This is a genomic window from Cytobacillus sp. FSL R5-0569 (assembly GCF_038007265.1).
Lineage (GTDB): Bacteria > Bacillota > Bacilli > Bacillales > Cytobacillaceae > Cytobacillus > Cytobacillus kochii.
Genome location: NZ_JBBOWW010000001.1, coordinates 1,198,902 through 1,216,422, shown reverse-complemented (window position 1 = coordinate 1,216,422; position 17,521 = coordinate 1,198,902). Strand labels below are relative to the sequence as shown.

The window sequence follows — 17,521 nt, the reverse complement described above, 5'->3', positions numbered from 1 at the left end:
AACCCTATCAAATAGTAATTAAATTTTAGCATCAGGGTTGGTAAGAAACAATCATTAATCTACATATAAGATAATATTTGCTCAGACATTTTCTTTCCTTGTTTCTGTTCTCTTTCATCTACTACCCACCCATCGCCTACATGTTTTAAAGTAATCATCTCATTCAATCCTATTTTATTTTTATAGAGAATTAAGATTTCCTCTTTATTAAAGTAGATGAGTGGTTGAATGGTATTTTTATACTTTGATGTTGCTTCTTCATTAATATCCTTAACTAATTGCGTTACTGGTCCAAGACGATCATTCCAACCATTGTTGCTAGCTAGAAATTGAAATTGGTTAAATCGTGTTTGACGATAACTGCGCCATTTTTTTTTGAAGCTATGTTCAATGTCCTTTGCAACTTTCCGGTAGAAGTGATTCACTTTTTTCTCCTCCGCGTCTCCTATATGTTTATAGGTAATGACCTTTGCTCCTAAAGGCGTTAAGTCCAGTACAAGAGAATCTTGTCCATAAGGAGGTAAATACTCTTTTTCATAGGTAGTTATTTCAAGTTTGACAATAATATGATACCCTTTTCGATTACGTTTGATTTTCTTTATCTCCGTGTCATACAGATTGTATTGTTTTTCATACCCATAAAATTGATGAATTTCTTCGGTAAGCACAGGAGCGAGAGAAGTTAAAAGGGCCTCAGATACGATGGAAGAATCTTCATTAGCTAATATACTATTAGGAAAAAGAATGAAAATAAGTAATAAAATCATTACTGTTTTCTTCATGTGCAAACACACTCCTTTATCCTTTATCCTCTCCCGCATTTGTATAAGTAACGGCTGTAATTTCTTCCTATTTACTGTTTGACATTAATCTCCTTCGACCACTTATTTTCCGGGAAATTTTTAAAAATAAAATAGAAAAAAGGCGATTAATGTAAATCCCCTAAGTTCTTTTGTCATATTCACCTTAAAACAAAAAGAAAAAAGCTATAGTAAAAAAGTCTATAGCTCTCAAACACCCAAGAAATTTAGTTTTTATATCAGTTTTCTGACAATCTCCTTGCCAATCTCAATAGACGCCGTTGCAGCAGGAGATGGTGCATTTAATACATGAATCGCACGCTTGCTCGGCAGTATGTAAAAATCATCCACTAATGAGCCGTCATCCTTCAATGCTTGTGCTCTTACTCCTGCTGGTCCAGTTTTCAAGTCTGCCGCTTGTATTTCTGGCATAAGTTTTTGTACATTCTTTAAGAAAAGCTGTTTAGAGGCTGAACGGATCATTTCCTCAATCCCTTCCTTCATATAACCACTTGCCAGCTTCCAAAAGCCCTTATATGCTAACACTTCAAATAAATCCGGTAAGTGAATATCTGTCTTCCGGTAACCTTCGCGTTTGAAGCCTAATACTGCATTTGGACCGACATCAATCGCACCGCCAATCATTCTCGTAAAATGAACGCCAAGGAATGGGAACTTTGGATTGGGAACAGGATAAATTAAATGCTTCACTAGATGACGTTTTTCCTCAACCAGTTGATAGTATTCACCACGAAAGGGGACAATTTTCATATCAGTTAATAATTTTGCCTTTTTCGCAATCCGATCCGAGTGTAGCCCACCACAGTTGATATAAAATTGACCTTTTATATCTCCTTGATCAGTGATAACAACCACTTCATTATTATCCTCTTGAATGGCCACAACTTCATGATTAAGGAGAATATCTCCACCTTTATGGCGAATGATATCCGCCATTTTTTCAGACACTTGTCTATAGTTAACAATTCCTGCCATTGGTACATGAATGGCTCTTTTCCCATTTACATGTGGTTCTCTTTCCAATAATTCTTCTTTTTCCATTAATTGAATATCAAGTCCGTTCTGTAGCCCTCTTTTATAAAGGTTATCTAATAGTGGCAACTCTTCTTCTTCACTAGCGACAATTACTTTACCGCAAATATCATATTCGATATCATTACTTTCGCAAAAATCCTTCATGGATTGTCCGCCGATTTTAGCTAATCTCGCTTTCTCACTACCTGGCTTATAATATATGCCAGAATGAATAACACCACTATTATGCCCTGTCTGATGTGCCGCTACATGGCTTTCTTTTTCAACGATAGCAATCTTTAGTGCCGGTTTTTGTTCAAGTAGTTCTAATCCAACGGATAGACCAACAATTCCTCCACCAATAATAATATAATCATACATCCTTTTCACCTTCTATCATTACTTTAAACCACATGCTTCTGCTAGTATCTCGACAATATGAACGACTTCAACCTTACTTTCTAATCCTTCACGCTTCACACCCATGCACATCTGCAAATGACAACCAGGATTAGAAGTGACAATTACTTCTGGAATCGTTTCTTTTACATAGGACATTTTTTCATCTAATATTTCCATTGATTCTTGATAATGAAAAACATTGTACGTACCTGCTGAGCCACAACACATATCCATTTCAGGGAGGGGAATATACGTTGTTCCTGGTATACGATAAATTAACTCTAATGGCGATTTTTTTACTTTTTGCACATTTGATAAATGGCATGAGGGTTGATATGTAATTCTCTTTTCAACCTTCTTCGTAAATTCAATATCCAACTCTGCTAAAATCACACTAATGTCTTTACTTTTTTCAGCAAATCGTTTTGCTCGTTCAACCCATTCTGGTTCAGACTGAAGCAATTGATCATATTCAACTAACATCGCACCACATCCACCAATACTATTAACAATATAATCATAGTGCTCTTTTTCAAATGCAACGATGTTTTCTTTTGCTAATTGTTTAGTGGTCTCGCTATCACCCTCATGATGCTGTAGAGCTCCACAACATGTTTGGTTTTTTATTACGGTTACTTCACATCCAGCATGCTGAAGCAACTTTATACTTAGATCATTGATCTTAGCAAAAAACACATCCATGATACATCCAGTAAAAAAGGCGACTTTTAGTTTTGTTTCAGTATCTGGGATAAGTGTGCCTTTTCTAAGTTCCTTATCAGGCTTTGTTATATTAGGTATAATGGCTTCAAATGCACGTAAATTCTCAGGTAGTACCCGAATCCCTTTTGTTACTTTGCCTAATTTTTCAATCCCAGATTGTTGATAAAACCTCAAGGAAAGATTCATTGTATTCAACATGCTCTTATTCGCAAGACCTTTTTTCATCGCCAAGCGATTGATAAGTGAACTACCTTCCTGCTCCATTTTCACTTCTTTATAAGAAGATAAAATTTTCCCGTATTGAACATTGGTCGGACAAGCAGTCTCACATGCTCTGCAGCCAAGGCATAATTCCATCGAATCTTCTATTTCTTGAATCGAAATTTTACCCTCAGAAGCCATCTGTACTAAATTAATTCTTCCTCTAGGCGAATGCCTTTCTTTTCCCATTGTCGTATAAGTCGGGCAGGCAGGTAAGCAATACCCACATTGGACACAATCAAATGTTTCTTCGTATGCTAATTGATTATTCATCGACTAATACGAGCCTTTGATTTTCATTTTCGGGAAAAACCTTACCAGGATTCATGATATTTTTAGGATCCCATGCGCTCTTCATTCTTTTCATCATATCTAATCCAGCCTCCCCTAGCTCCATTTTCATAAACGGTGTCTTCATTGTGCCGATGCCATGTTCGCCTGATAAAGTCCCACCTAATTGTATAGCTGTTTCGAATATCTCAGCTACAGCAAGTTCGACTCTTTTCATTTCCTCTTTATCCCGTTTATCAGTAATAATATTTGGATGGAGATTGCCATCACCTGCATGCCCGAATACTACTAGATCTATATTGTATTTTTCTTTAATTTGTTTAAGCCGTTTAAACATTTCTGGGATTTTACTTCTTGGGATTGTCGCATCCTCAGAAATCTTCGTTGGTTTTTTTCTAACAATCGCTGGGGAGACAAGTTTCCTCGCTTTCCAGAGTTTCGCTGCAGCCACATCATTCGCTGCTATCTGAACTTCTCGTGCTCCTACCATTAGGCAAACTTGTTCTACTTGTTTACACTCATCAGCAATCGCCACTGGATGACCATCTAATTCTATAAGAATAATGGCATCAACATCGGTCGGAAGTCCGACTGATTCATATTCTTCAACAGCTATAATAGATGCTTGATCCATAATCTCCATCTTAGAAGGTAATATCCCAGATGTGAGAACTTTTGATATGGCTCTCCCTGCATCGACAATATCATCGAAAATGACCATCATCGTTCCAGTTGCTTGTGGCCGTGGAACTAGTTGTAGTGTTGCTTCAGTAATAATTCCTAAAGTACCTTCAGATCCGACTATCAGCTTAGTTAAGTCATAGCCAGTAACATTTTTAATTGTACGACCACCTGTTTTAATGACCTCTCCCTCAGGTGTAACGACTTCTAACCCCAACACATAATCCTTTGTTACCCCATACTTTAAGCCTCTTGGTCCACCAGCATTTTCAGCTAAGTTACCACCTATCGTTGACACATGCGCACTACTCGGATCAGGGGGATACATCAGCCCATATTTTTTCGCTGCTTTGTCTATTTCAGCTGTCAATACTCCTGGCGAAACAACAGCAATTGTATCATCACTATCTATTTCTAATTTTTGATTCCACTGTGAAAAGTCCAGGACCACTCCGCCATGAACAGGCAAGGGTCCACCACTTAGACTTGTTCCTCGACCTCTTGGATATAAAGGCACTCTATATTGATTGGCCACCTTTACGATAGACACAACTTCCTGTGTTGACATTGGCTGTATGACTAATTCAGGTAAATAAGTACCGAACGACCCATCATATGAATAAGAGACTAAATCCGCTTTTTCTTTTAACATTCTCGTTGGTGAATTTATGGCTTTTTGAAATTGTTCGACCATCTCATCTGTCAACATGATGGCACCTTCTTCCTTTACTTTTCTTCCCTTAATTTCTTTCGTACATTTTGTAGATGATTCTTCATTGCCTTTCTTGCATTTTCTTCATCTTGACTTTCAATCGCTTTATATATAGCTTCATGCTCAAGATAAACGCTTTCCCTTTTTCTTTGTAATCCTAAGTTCTTCTTTAATGAAAAAGCGACAGCCTTACGGTAAAGGTCACCGATATTATCCATGACCCCTACCATAAAGCTATTCTTTGTTGCTTCAATCATATATTTATGAAAATCTAAATCAGCTTGAAGACCCACTTCATCAGGGTTAGTAAGTGTCTCCTCTAGCCCTTTTAGCGCTTTCCTTATTTTCTCTAAGTCGGAAGAATCACGACGATTAGCAGCTAGAGCAGCGGCCTCTGTTTCCATTATCATCCTTAATTCCAATAATTCAAAAACCTCTTCTAAGGAAATATATTGCAATGTTAAGCGGTCCATCATATCGACAAGATGTAATTCTTTAACATAACTTCGGCCACCTTGTCTTGATTCAATGATCCCACTTGCTGATAAGACACTGAGTGCCTCCCTAACAGGAGCGCGGCTTACGCCAAATAATTTCGCCAATTCATTCTCAGAAGGTAATGGTTGATTGGGCGGAAACTCTTTGCTTTTAATTTTTTCATTTAATTGCTCTAATACTTGTGCCGATATCTTCTTCCGTTCAATTTTCATTTATTAATCTCCTTTACATATTCACCTCTACACCCTTACTTGTCTCCTTTCTTGTACGAATTAAATGAATACTGAATACAAGTGCACATACAGCCAGACCAGAAACATCAGTGATAATACCTGGTTTAATGAGCATCAATGCACCGAAAAATAATAAAATTCTTTCAATTACATGTAAGTAAGTATTCAAGTAATTCCCCATAGAAACAGCTAGCGCATAGACTCCTAGAGTACTAGTAATTAATACTAGTATAACAGAAAGAATTTCCACACTACCGCCATCAGGTGATTGGAGTAATAGTATTGGATTGTATGCAATCATAAACGGAATAATAAATCCTGCTAATGAAAGTCTTAAAGCTTCCCATGACGTTTTCATTGCATTTGCTCCAGCAATTCCTGCTGCCGTATAAGATGCAAGCGCTACTGGTGGCGTAATATTTGAAAGAGCACCGAACCAGAATACAAAGAAGTGAGCTGCAATTGGTTGTACGCCAGCCTCTACTAATGCAGGTGCAGCAGTTACAGCAACAACAATGTATAGTGCGGTAGAAGGTAATCCCATACTTAGCACAATACAAGTTAGCATAACGACAATAAGTATTAACCAAAGCTGTCCACCGGTTAAATCAACAATATTAAAAGCTAGTGTTGAACCTATACCTGTCATGGTAACAACACAAATAATAATACCGATTGCGGCACAAGCGATACCTACTTGTATTGTCCCTTTCCCTCCATCGATAAATGCTTCAATCATTTTCTTAATTGTGATTCTATTAGACTTATCTTTCGTTAACCAACTGGCAACAATAACGGAACCGATACCTGCAAAACCTGCAAATAATGCTGTTTTACCAATCAATAATGTTCCTATAACCACTATAATAGGAACAATCAGTACGCCTCTTTCCTTTAACACTTGTAAAACATTTGGTATATTCTCCTTACTAATCCCTTTTAACCCTTGTTTCTTCGCTTCTATATCAATCGCAAAGATGAGAGCGATATAATATAGAAAACTTGGGATAATGGCTGCGAGAATAACAGTAGTATAGGAAACACCTAAGAATCCAGCCATGATAAAAGCTGCTGCACCCATGATTGGTGGCATAATCATTCCACCAGTAGATGCTGCTGCTTCAACTGCGCCAGCAAATTTTGGTTTTAAACCAATTGATTTCATTAACGGGATCGTAAAAGCTCCTGTTGTGGCAACATTTGCTACAGCACTCCCACTTAATGACCCTGTTAAAGCACTAGATATAACAGCTACCTGTGCAGGCCCACCTCTTTTTCTACCTGCAATAGCTAATGCTAAATCGTTAAATAGTTGTGTCGCACCACTTGCAGATAAAAAGGCACCGAATAAAATAAACATAACGATAAAGGTTGATGCAGTTGATAATGTAAGACCCAAGATGCCTTCAGTGGTCATATATAAACGGTAAAGCAAACGTTCTAAAGAGAACCCCGCATGGCCAAATATCCACGGAAAAATTGTGCCAAATAAGGCATAGATAACAGAAATACCACAAAGGATTGGGATAAATAGACCTACAGCTCTTCTTGCTGCTTCAAACAATACGATAATAGTAATAGCACCGAAAATATAATCAATTAAAATTGGCTGTGAGCCACGATCAACATGAATGGTTGTATAATTAATAATTAAATAACCTACACCCAAAATTGCTAATGCAACAAACAAATAATCAGCTAATGTAAAACGCCCACTTTTTGATGAAGATCTTGCAGGATATAATAAAAATGTTAAAACGAGAATAAAACCTAGAAATATTAAGTTTCTATAAATCTCCTGAATATTAGAAAGTCCATTTGAATAAATGGAAAATATAGATAATAAAATAGCTAATATCGCTACAACCTTGGCATACGAACCATGCAATACACGCATACCTCCGCCAGCCTCTTTATCTAAGCCTTGTTGATTTGCTGTTACGGCATCCCCTTTTACATTCGACATTTTCTAACCTCCTTATTTTGCCTCTGGCGGAATTAATTCCTCAGGAATCTCTAAACCAACTTCTTTAAAGTATTTGTAAGCACCTACATGTAAAGGTACAGTCACTCCATCAAGTGCTGTCTCTAAAGTAATTTCTTTTGCAGAATTATGCACTTCATACATTTTGTCTAGATTCTCATAAAGCGTTTTTGTTAACGTATAAATTGTCTCTTCGTCAATATCTTTTGTTGTAGATAAAAGGTTAGGCTGTGCAATGGTTTGGATATCCTCCTCTACACGAGGATAAGTTCCTCCAGGAATCGTATAAGGGTACCAAGAGTTTGAAACAGCGTTAATTTTTTCTAACTGCTCATCTGTTACTTCAAGAATACTAGCTTTGACATTACTAGCAAACATATCTGTAATTGCTGAGATTGGGATGCCGGCTGGTAATGATCCACCGTCTAATCTACCATCTCTCATTGCAGAAACAGTATCGTTATAACCGAGATACTCTGGTGATATATTAGCTTTAGTTAATTCTAACCCTTGCATCATTACTACAGTTGATTGTTCTGTTCCGCTTGCTTGGGGTCCAACGGAAAAACGAGTGCCATCAATGTCTGAAATGTTACCGGTTTCAATAGCATTATCCATTAACACAAAATGTTCTACATTGGGCCATAACATAGCCACAGTACGTAAGTCTTTATAAGGTTTACCTGCAAAACCATCATCTCCAGCATAAGCTTGAGAAGATATTAACCCTTGAAGAATAGCTAAATGAGCTTCTCCCTCTCTTAAAAGCTCGATATTTTCAATCGAACCAGCAGAAGATTGTCCACTTGCTTGAATTTTCTTATTCTTTAATTCATAACTCCATATATTGGCCATACCTACTCCAATCGGATAATAAGTACCACCTGTTGAAGCTGTCGCTACGGATAAAAAGGTTTTATCTTCATTATCAGCAGCCGTCTTAATACCAAAAATGGTAAGAAAAATAATAGCAGCGATTGAGATTGTAATTTTTATTTTTTTACCTTTCATAATTCTCCCCCTTTCACCAAATGAAAACGTTTTAATTTCAATCTTGTATTACAAGTATACAAGAAAAAATTAAAAAAACAACAATTATTCTAAAAATTTATTCTACAAAAACAATTAACAATTATTTGTAAAAAAGCTACAGGATACTGTAGTGCTGTACCCTGTAGCTTTTTATTAATCTTTCTTTATAAATAAAACTTTAAGATAGTCTCCTTCGGGAAAAGACGGAATCGTTTTAAAATCAATAGGTAATGAATATTCTTCAAGAATCTTATACTTTCCATTACTTGTTGCAAATGCTTTTGAGACAAATGTTTTAAACTTTTTCATCGGCACATTACTTGCATTAGATGAAGCAACAATGATCCCTCCTTGATTAGTAATCGAGATAGCTTCTTCTAATAAAGCAGCATAATCTTTTGCAACACTAAAAGTATGTTTTTTTGATCGTGCAAAACTAGGTGGATCTAAAATGACAAGATCGAATGATAAATTTTTTCTCACCGCATATTTAAAGTATTTGAATACATCTTCAACAATGATATCCTGTTCTTCATAATCAATACCATTTACACTAAACATTTCGATTGTCTTCGCTTTACTTCGATTAGCCAAATCGACACTCGTTGTTTTCACTGCACCGCCCAATGCAGCTGCTGCCGAAAAAGCTCCTGTATATGAGAATGTATTCAAGATTGTTTTACCATCAGCATATTGATCTCTTATTTTTTTCCTTACTTCTCTTTGATCTAGGAAAACCCCAACCATAGCACCATCATTAAGATAGATTGGATAGTTTATCCCGTTTTCCTTAACGATAATAGGAAATGTCGGCTTTTCTCCACAAACAAAATCATCATCTTCTACATACTGCCCTTTATGATTAAATCTTTTCTTTTCATAAATGGCCTTCACTGGCATACATTGCTCTAATGCCCTAATAATCTCCTGTTTGAATTGATAGATACCTTCACTATACCAACTAATGCAATAATACGTATCATAGTAATCTATTGTAACGCCTCCAACACCATCGCCTTCTCCATTAAATATTCTAAAAGCATTCGTTTCTGGGTCGTTAAAAAGTTTTTGTCTATGATTTACTGCTGCCTTCAGCTTTTCCATAAAAAAGGCTTGGTCTATTCGCTCATGCTGGTTTTTCGTTAATACCCAGCCTCTACCTTTATTTTGAATTCCATAGTAACCTTTACAGAGAAACTGTCCCTTTTCATTCACTAGCTCAACAATCGTCCCTTCTTCCATTTGAGGAATTCGTTCAACAGATTGTTCATTTATTAATGGAAAACCTTCCCTATACTTCTTTATGTATGACGGTTTTACTGTTAACTTCATATACGCTCCACCTTACCAATCAATGATTTATTTATCGTACCACAAATAGCATCTTACAGACAAAGCCCTCTCAGGTTTATCTTGAGAGGGCTTTACCGTTTAACTTGCTTTATTCACTTCTTGAGATATTTCTTTCATATTCGAAATTGCATGTTGATATTTTTCTTCATCAAATTCATTCTCACTTTTCGCCACGGCGATTGTCGCGATTCCGTTACCAATCATATTCGTAATGGCACGACCTTCACTCATAAAGCGATCAACACCGAGTAAGAGTGCTAAACCTTCTAACGGAATAACTTGAATAGCTGCTAATGTCGAAGCCAACACGATAAATCCACTTCCTGTAACCCCAGCAGCTCCTTTAGATGTAAGCATAAGAATTAAGATAATCGTTATTTGCTGACCAATAGATAAATCTACTCCAAATACTTGAGCTAAGAATACCGTCGCCATTGAAAGATAAATAGAAGTCCCATCAAGGTTAAAGGAATAACCCGTCGGAATGACAAGACCAACAACTGATTTTGACGCACCGAATCTTTCCATTTTATCCATCATTCTTGGTAATACAGATTCAGAAGAACTCGTTCCTAATACGATAAGTAACTCATCTTTAATAAAACGTAAATATTTAAATAGGCTAAATCCATAATATTTACAAATGATGTTTAAAACGATAAAGATGAATAAGAACATTGTAATATACACACTCATCATCAACTTAGCGAGCGGTGCTAAAGAACCTAAGCCGAAATGTCCAATCGTATATGCCATTGCACCAAACGCACCAATTGGCGCAGCTTTCATGACATAACCGATAATCTTAAAGAACACATGGGATAACCGGTCAAGAAAATCAGTAATAACTTCTCCCCGTTTACCTAAAGAAGCAAGAGCAACACCAAATAGAATGGAGAAGAATAAAACTTGAAGGATATCTCCCTCCGCAAAAGCATTCACCATATTTGATGGTACGATATGTGTAACGAATTCGATCCAATCAATGCCTTCTTCAGCATTGGTTGTATATTGAGATACGTCACCTTGTTCAAGCTCATTAAAATTTAACCCGTCACCTGGTTTTACAATATTAACGACTAATAATCCAATAACGAGAGCAAGCGTGGTAACAACTTCAAAATAGATAAAAGCTTTCCCACCAACCTTACCAACTTTTTTAATATCTCCCATTTTTGCGATTCCTAAAACAATTGTTAAGAAAATAATTGGGGCAATAACCATCTTCACTGCATTAATGAAAGTAGTTCCTAACGGCTGTAATTCTTTACCTATATCTGGCCAAATTAAACCAACTAACACACCAAGTGCGATCGCTGTTAACACTTGAACGGTTAAGTTCTTAAAGATTCTTAAAAATCCCACATTAATCATCTCCTGTCACACTATCTATCTGACTATTCTTTGTAATTAGAATGATAGCGTTTTCAGAAAATGAAAAGAAGTTTATGGTCATAGTGAACATTTTGTTCATTTTGGTCTTATTAGTTGAGACAGTAAAAATGATTGGCATATATGGACTACTGCCAAGTTACATAATTTTAACCAGTAAAGGAGGAGAGTCCCCGATTACTCTTACCATAAGCATCTAAGTGAAATTTAAGGTCAAATTAGGGATAGATTAGACAAAAGAGAGCCACAATTTATTTAAGCTCTCTTTCGTCTAGTTATTTATTTTATGAATTCTAGTACTCTCTCTAACCATTTAATATTAAATTCCGCTTTATCAAATGCATGAGAAGCAATTAATTGGCTTGAGTCAGAGACTGTGTTATATTTTTCCTTTTCTTCTTTTTTCGTTTTTAATGTATCCCACTTTTCTTTTTCCTTTTGAATGGTTTGTTTCAAAATAGAAGCGGCTTCTTCTTTATTAATATAATTTAAGAAATGAATGGCAATATACAAATCTGCCACTTCCGTATATTTTTGAAAACAAAGATAGAGTTCTTCTACCAGATGGCCACGTCCCTCATTGGTTATCCGATAAAGTGTTTTTTCTGGGCGACTTCCTTCTTGTAGCTTTTGTACAGGCTCTATCCAATTCTTTTTATGTAATGCTTCAAAATCATAATAAAACTTTCCTTCACTAATCTTTATGAAAGGCTGTGCATTCATTAGTTTTTTGCGGATATTATAAGGATAGTCTACTGAATGTGCTAACATACCTAAGATATATATTCTAATCATTCACCCGTTCACCTCCAAAAACGTATATAGCTATCTTAACTTATACTGGGAGATAAACGCATCTGATTCTTTCATTATAGTTTCAATTAATAAGAGCATGTTCGTTAATTAATCGGTAAAATCTGTATACCTAAAAATAAAAATACGAACCTATTCATTAGAATTTGTTCGTATTTTCCGAGAAACTATTCATTGTTCATTCTTTTAATTTTACCTTGAATCTTCAATCTATTTATTTCAAGAAAGTTTAAGAGGCAATGAGGTTAACGTTTGACCCGTCGCAGAATCAGTTAAGTTGGGCTCTAGTTCAAATGATTCGATAGGTTCGATTTTGGAAAAACGCTTAACTAAGTTTTCTAAAATGAGCTTCAACTCAAGTCTTGCTAATGGTGCACCTAAACAAAAATGAGGTCCATTTCCAAATGTAAGATGTTTCTTATTATTTTTTCTATGAATATTTAATTGAAATGGCTCTTCAAACATTTCCTCATCCATATTAGCCGCACTCATCCAGGCAACAACGACATCTCCCTTTTTCAACTCTACCCCTAAAATATTGTTATCCTTCTTCACCGTACGATCTCTTCGACTCATATGAAAACGATATCGTAACATCTCTTCGACCGTTCGATCAATATATTCTGGGTGGGCTTTTAATTCTGAAAATAACTCGTTGTCATCATATAAAAGGGCATAAAAGCTTGTTGAGATCATATGACTCGTTGTTTCTACCCCTGCACCTAATATAGCCATTGTCATTTCAATAATTTCAAAGTCCGTTAGTCTTTCTCCATCTACTTCCGCCCTAATGAGGTCAGAAATGATGTCATCTTGTAACTGCTGTCGCTTTTCAATGATGACTGGTTGTAAATAAGTAAAGAACTCTTTAATTGCTTGATTTTTTTGGTTATCGATTACATCCTTTTTGCTCTTATCATATGGTAGAAATAATATATCGACCCATTTCTTAAATTTAATTACATCGGGCTTCGGAATCCCTAATAAGTCTGACATTACCATTGCAGGCATAGGATTGGCTAATGCCGCTACGATATCTTCCGTCTTGCCCTTTTCTATTTGTGTAATTAAATTTTCAGCAATTTGATTAATCCGCGGTTTCCAATTTTCTAAACTTCTTGGAGTAAATGCTGATGCTAATAGGGATCTTCCTTTTCTGTTGTGTGGAGGATCCATTTTCAAGAAGTTCACTTTACTATTCATTTGCTTATCATCTTCACTAAACTTTACTGAAATCGTTGTACGGTCTCCTTCACTGGAGAAATGTTCATAGTCGCTTAAAACGGTCTTTACGGCATCATACTTAAATGCATTCCAAGTATCAGAATTCTCATTATAACTAATAGACCCACTTTCAAGCATCGATTTGTACCATTCTAACGGTTGGAATTGTTCTGATCTTGAATCAAAATGTTTAATGTCTTGTAATGAGATAATCTCTTTCATCTAACATTTCCTCCTCTTTGATCATTTGGAGATAGATTATATACTTTAATTAAAGTATATAATCTATCGTAAATTTTCTCCCTTTCATCGTCAATGCATGGAAAGTAGTAGTTTTACTATAGGGGCAAATGAACTAAAAAGAACTGTTGAATAGCTTTTACTCAACAGTTCTTTTTAGTTCATGATTATGTGATTATTATTCTATATTTCAGCACTACGTTTTAATCATATACCGATTCACAGGTCTCCCTACCCCACCATATTGTATATCTAGTACTATTACACCTTTTTTCTCTAAATAATCAAGATATCTCCGAGCTGTCACCCTTGCAATCCCAATACCGCTAGCCACTTCTCCAGCTGCTTGCGGTTGTTGTTGAACGGTTAGATAATTAATGACTTCTTTCAATGTAAATTCATTTAGCCCTTTAGGTAAATCTACCTCTACTTTCGTTACTTGTTCTGTATAAAGTAATTGATCAAGTTGCTCTTGCGACATTGTTCCTTCATTTTTTAAGCTTTCACGATACTGACGAAACTTCTCAAGTGCCTGCTTCATCCTATCGAATTTAAACGGCTTCATTATATAATCGATTGCTCCATTTTGTAGCATCATTTTAATCGTATCCTTATCTTTAGCTGCCGAGATTACGATTACTTCTGCATTAAGCTTTTGTTTCCTTAATTCGTACATAACTTTTAATCCATCTTTTTTCGGCATAAACACATCAAGCAATATTAAATCTGGTGAGAAATCTTTAGCAAGTCTAATGCCCTCTTCTCCGTTATTAGCAATGGCTTTCACATGAAACCCTTTTACCTTAGATATAAAACCTTTATTAACTTCTTGTACCATTGGATCATCTTCAATTAATAGTACTTGAATATCATTCATAAGTTAAACCTCCCCAAAGGTAATTAAAAAAGAAGTACCTTCATTTACCTTAGAAGTGACAGTTATTTGCCCTTCTCCTTTATCCACAATTTGTTTGACCAAATATAATCCGTAACCAGTCCCATTTTCTTTTCCTTCCGTGAATCCTTTTGTAAAAACTTTTTCTAAATTAGATTCTTCTATACCTATCCCATTATCTTCTACAAGGATGGAACAAATGTAGTCATCTTGTTCGATACTTATATCTATCATTTTTTCTTCCTGATCGAGTTGTTCGAAGGAGCCGAAAGCATTCTCAACCAAATTACCTAATAATAGAACAAAATCATGATGATCTAAATGAGGAGGAAAGTGATCCAAATTACTATTAGTATCAACTGTCACGATAATATCTAGTTCCTTCCCTCTCCTGATTTTGCTAATTAGGAGTCCAGCTACCGCATCGTCTTTAATTATTTCATGAAGAAATAAAGATATACTTTCTTGTTCTTCTGAAGCAGCAAATGCAAGTTGAAATGCCTTTTCTGGCTTTCCTAATTGGATAAGCCCAGCAATTGTATGCAATTTATTCATATGCTCATGATTTTGCACACGCAGTGCCTCAACAAAACTCCTTACACCAGTAAGTTCCTCTGCTAATTTTGCTACCTCCGTTCTATCTTGGAAAATAGCAACGGCGCCAATTAATTGGCCATCTTTATTAATAGGAATTCTCGTGCTCAAGATGCTTTTTCCACTCACCATAATTTGTTCATTATAAACCGGTTCATTTCTCTCAACAATTTCTGGTAAACGTGTATCTTCTAAAACGGAACGAATCGATAATCCCGTTACTTCTCCATTCACATTAAATATTTTTTTTGCTTTTTCATTAAAGATCGTAATTTTCTCATGATAATCGATCGCAATTACCCCTTCATTGATGGAATGAAAGGTTGCTGTTCTCTCTTCAAACATTCGTTTAATTTCGAACGGTTCTAAATCAAACATTTGCTTCTTAATATGATTGGCTAATATATATGAGGCAATAAACCCTACAATTAAAGTGAGGAGCACAATAAATAGGATTTCTTTAGAAAAGCCAGAGACGATTTCCTTGAATGTTGGAATTTTATTACCAACCATTACCACACCTATTTGGTTTAGTTGTTCATCTTTTAATACTGGAATAAACGCTCTTAAATATGTACCATCTTCTCCCCTTGCTTTGGAAAAATAAATATGTTCGGCAAATGCAGGATCTTCATCACTACCAGTTGACACATGACCTATCATACTTCTAACTGGGTGTGAGAAACGGACTCTATCCATATTCATTACTACAATATAATCCGTATTATTAATGACCCTTATTTCTTCAACAATGGGGTTAATAATCTTCCAGCCCTCATCTCCCTCAAGTCCATCTTTTATATCTGCAAGCTCTGCTACTGTCCTAGCCGTACTCATTGATTCGCCTCTTAAGTCCAATTCTTCTTGTTGTTGCATATTTGCGATAACAACAAGCCCGCAAATAAGCAGTAAAAAGATAACAACCCCATATGATAGCAACGTTATTTTCCAACGAATAGGTATTTCCTTCAAACAAATCTTCCTTTCATTGCCACCTACACTTGACCTTTAATCTGAAAATAATGATACTATTTAGTATGAGGTGAAGGTGATGAAAAGTAAATATAGCATCATACTATTAACCATTATTATAACGCTTGCACTTTTTTTTAGTTTTAAACAATATATTCTCACAGAAGACCTTCCTTATGATGATGAACAAGAAGGGCTCAATGATCAAATCGTTTTAACTTTTAGTCATGTTGTCTCCAATAATACGCCAAAGGGAATGGCCGCTGATAAATTTGCTGAGATTGTTGCTGAAAAATCAGACGGAAATATTAAAATTGTTGTCTTCTCTAACGGCTCTCTCTACTCTGATATAGAAGAAATACGAGCGGTTCAAGAAGGCAATGTTGATATTATTGCTCCCTCCACATCAAAACTTGGCATGTTAAACCCTGCATGGGGGCTACTCGATTTGCCGTTTATTTTCCCTTCCTATGAAGCCATTAACGAAGGGTTAGACGGGTTTATCGGACAAACACTATTATCTAGTGTAAAGGGGGATGGACTCATCGGTTTAGCTCATTGGAGTAATGGATTTAAGCAATTCACATCCAATGATGGTCCAATTATTTATCCGCAAGATATAGCTGGACAAACATTCCGAATCATGCAAAGTGATGTCCTCTCATCACAATTTCTTGAATTGAATGCAAATTCAGTGAAAGAATCTTTTAATTCTACATACGACTTGTTAGATAGTGGGAAAGTAGACGGCGAAGAGAACACTATCTCTAATATTTATTCGAAAAAGTTTTATAACTTACAAAAGTATATGACAATAAGCAATCATGGCTATCTCGGTTATGCCGTCTTAATGAATGAGAATGTTTGGAATAAGCAATCAAGTGAAACAAAACGAATCTTAACTGAGGCTATGTCTGAAGTCACGCAATGGAATCGAAAACAAGCTGCCCAGATGAATGAAAATCAACTCGAAGAAATAAGAAAAGTGAGTTCAATCCACATTCACGAACTTACCAATGAAGAAAAAAACAGTTGGAAAAAGGTCCTAGACCCAGTCTACACTCAATTTAAAAATGAAATTGGCAGTACACTGATTGACAAGGCTTTAAAGCTCAGAGATAAATACGAAAACGAAACAACTGATGAAACGGACTGAGTGAGGCAATTACCCTTGAATATTTAATCAAATTTTTGCCCGGGCTCCCTTTTTTTGACTCGTTTCCGCTTGAATCCAACCAAATTCTTTCGCGGGCTCGCTTTTTTGACTCATTTCCGCTTGCATCCAATCAAATTTTTGCCTGGGCTCGCCTTTTTGACTCGTTCCCGTTTGTATCCAACCAAATTTTTACCTGGGCTCCCTTTTTTGACTCGTTTCCGTTTGAATCC

The 17,521-nt window shown here is 36.0% G+C and carries 14 protein-coding genes; 1 reads left to right on the top strand and 13 read right to left on the bottom strand.

The window, feature by feature from the left end:
• Positions 1-59: 59 nt before the first annotated feature.
• From MKX78_RS06350 to MKX78_RS06290, 13 genes are all read right to left on the bottom strand, one after another.
• A complete protein-coding gene (locus tag MKX78_RS06350) occupies positions 60-782 on the bottom strand; it encodes a DUF3888 domain-containing protein (RefSeq protein ID WP_341050287.1) in 723 nt (240 codons plus the stop codon).
• Between the two features lie 252 nt (positions 783-1,034).
• The gene (gene lhgO / locus MKX78_RS06345) at positions 1,035-2,216 is read right to left on the bottom strand and encodes an L-2-hydroxyglutarate oxidase (protein WP_341050285.1); all 1,182 of its coding nucleotides are present in this window, start codon (positions 2,214-2,216) and stop codon (positions 1,035-1,037) included.
• Between the two features lie 18 nt (positions 2,217-2,234).
• On the bottom strand, positions 2,235-3,494 hold the full coding sequence (locus MKX78_RS06340; protein WP_341050283.1) for a (Fe-S)-binding protein: 1,260 nt from the start codon (positions 3,492-3,494) through the stop codon (positions 2,235-2,237).
• Positions 3,487-4,902: an FAD-binding oxidoreductase gene (locus MKX78_RS06335; protein WP_095370131.1), complete on the bottom strand. Its 1,416-nt coding sequence runs from the start codon at positions 4,900-4,902 to the stop codon at positions 3,487-3,489. The genes MKX78_RS06340 and MKX78_RS06335 overlap by 8 nt, the downstream gene beginning before the upstream one ends.
• 17 nt (positions 4,903-4,919) lie before the next feature.
• Positions 4,920-5,615, bottom strand: coding sequence for a FadR/GntR family transcriptional regulator (locus MKX78_RS06330; RefSeq protein ID WP_341050281.1), 696 nt, complete (start codon positions 5,613-5,615; stop codon positions 4,920-4,922).
• Between the two features lie 13 nt (positions 5,616-5,628).
• Complete coding sequence (locus tag MKX78_RS06325; RefSeq protein ID WP_322910026.1) at positions 5,629-7,602, bottom strand: TRAP transporter permease; 1,974 nt, start codon at positions 7,600-7,602, stop codon at positions 5,629-5,631.
• A gap of 12 nt (positions 7,603-7,614) precedes the next feature.
• On the bottom strand, positions 7,615-8,631 hold the full coding sequence (locus MKX78_RS06320; RefSeq protein ID WP_307317575.1) for a TAXI family TRAP transporter solute-binding subunit: 1,017 nt from the start codon (positions 8,629-8,631) through the stop codon (positions 7,615-7,617).
• 174 nt (positions 8,632-8,805) lie between these two features.
• On the bottom strand, positions 8,806-9,984 hold the full coding sequence (locus MKX78_RS06315) for a class I SAM-dependent rRNA methyltransferase (protein ID WP_307317577.1): 1,179 nt from the start codon (positions 9,982-9,984) through the stop codon (positions 8,806-8,808).
• A 99-nt stretch (positions 9,985-10,083) separates the two neighbouring features.
• Positions 10,084-11,370: a C4-dicarboxylate transporter DctP gene (gene dctP / locus MKX78_RS06310; protein WP_341050278.1), complete on the bottom strand. Its 1,287-nt coding sequence runs from the start codon at positions 11,368-11,370 to the stop codon at positions 10,084-10,086.
• A gap of 306 nt (positions 11,371-11,676) precedes the next feature.
• The gene (locus MKX78_RS06305; protein WP_095370136.1) at positions 11,677-12,192 is read right to left on the bottom strand and encodes a PadR family transcriptional regulator; all 516 of its coding nucleotides are present in this window, start codon (positions 12,190-12,192) and stop codon (positions 11,677-11,679) included.
• 237 nt (positions 12,193-12,429) lie between these two features.
• On the bottom strand, positions 12,430-13,656 hold the full coding sequence (locus MKX78_RS06300) for a cytochrome P450 (protein WP_095370137.1): 1,227 nt from the start codon (positions 13,654-13,656) through the stop codon (positions 12,430-12,432).
• A 214-nt stretch (positions 13,657-13,870) separates the two neighbouring features.
• A complete protein-coding gene (locus MKX78_RS06295; RefSeq protein ID WP_307317582.1) occupies positions 13,871-14,551 on the bottom strand; it encodes a response regulator in 681 nt (226 codons plus the stop codon).
• A gap of 3 nt (positions 14,552-14,554) precedes the next feature.
• A complete protein-coding gene (locus MKX78_RS06290) occupies positions 14,555-16,141 on the bottom strand; it encodes a sensor histidine kinase (RefSeq protein WP_341052724.1) in 1,587 nt (528 codons plus the stop codon).
• Positions 16,142-16,214: 73 nt separating this feature from the next.
• Between MKX78_RS06290 and MKX78_RS06285 the strand changes: the two genes are divergently transcribed.
• Positions 16,215-17,291 (top strand): DctP family TRAP transporter solute-binding subunit, encoded by a 1,077-nt coding sequence (locus MKX78_RS06285; RefSeq protein WP_307317585.1) that lies wholly within the window; start codon positions 16,215-16,217, stop codon positions 17,289-17,291.
• Positions 17,292-17,521 lie beyond the last annotated feature (230 nt).

Bases quoted from the DNA above. Each gene is read 5' to 3' on its own strand.
- MKX78_RS06300 (WP_095370137.1), bottom strand. From the start codon at position 13,656: ATGAAAGAGATTATCTCATTACAAGACATTAAACATTTTGATTCAAGA.
- MKX78_RS06315 (WP_307317577.1), bottom strand. From the start codon at position 9,984: ATGAAGTTAACAGTAAAACCGTCATACATAAAGAAGTATAGGGAAGGT.
- MKX78_RS06295 (WP_307317582.1), bottom strand. From the start codon at position 14,551: ATGAATGATATTCAAGTACTATTAATTGAAGATGATCCAATGGTACAA.
- MKX78_RS06340 (WP_341050283.1), bottom strand. From the start codon at position 3,494: ATGAATAATCAATTAGCATACGAAGAAACATTTGATTGTGTCCAATGT.
- MKX78_RS06285 (WP_307317585.1), top strand. From the start codon at position 16,215: ATGAAAAGTAAATATAGCATCATACTATTAACCATTATTATAACGCTT.
- MKX78_RS06350 (WP_341050287.1), bottom strand. From the start codon at position 782: ATGAAGAAAACAGTAATGATTTTATTACTTATTTTCATTCTTTTTCCT.
- lhgO (WP_341050285.1), bottom strand. From the start codon at position 2,216: ATGTATGATTATATTATTATTGGTGGAGGAATTGTTGGTCTATCCGTT.
- MKX78_RS06305 (WP_095370136.1), bottom strand. From the start codon at position 12,192: ATGATTAGAATATATATCTTAGGTATGTTAGCACATTCAGTAGACTAT.
- MKX78_RS06325 (WP_322910026.1), bottom strand. From the start codon at position 7,602: ATGTCGAATGTAAAAGGGGATGCCGTAACAGCAAATCAACAAGGCTTA.
- MKX78_RS06330 (WP_341050281.1), bottom strand. From the start codon at position 5,615: ATGAAAATTGAACGGAAGAAGATATCGGCACAAGTATTAGAGCAATTA.
- MKX78_RS06335 (WP_095370131.1), bottom strand. From the start codon at position 4,902: ATGTTGACAGATGAGATGGTCGAACAATTTCAAAAAGCCATAAATTCA.
- MKX78_RS06320 (WP_307317575.1), bottom strand. From the start codon at position 8,631: ATGAAAGGTAAAAAAATAAAAATTACAATCTCAATCGCTGCTATTATT.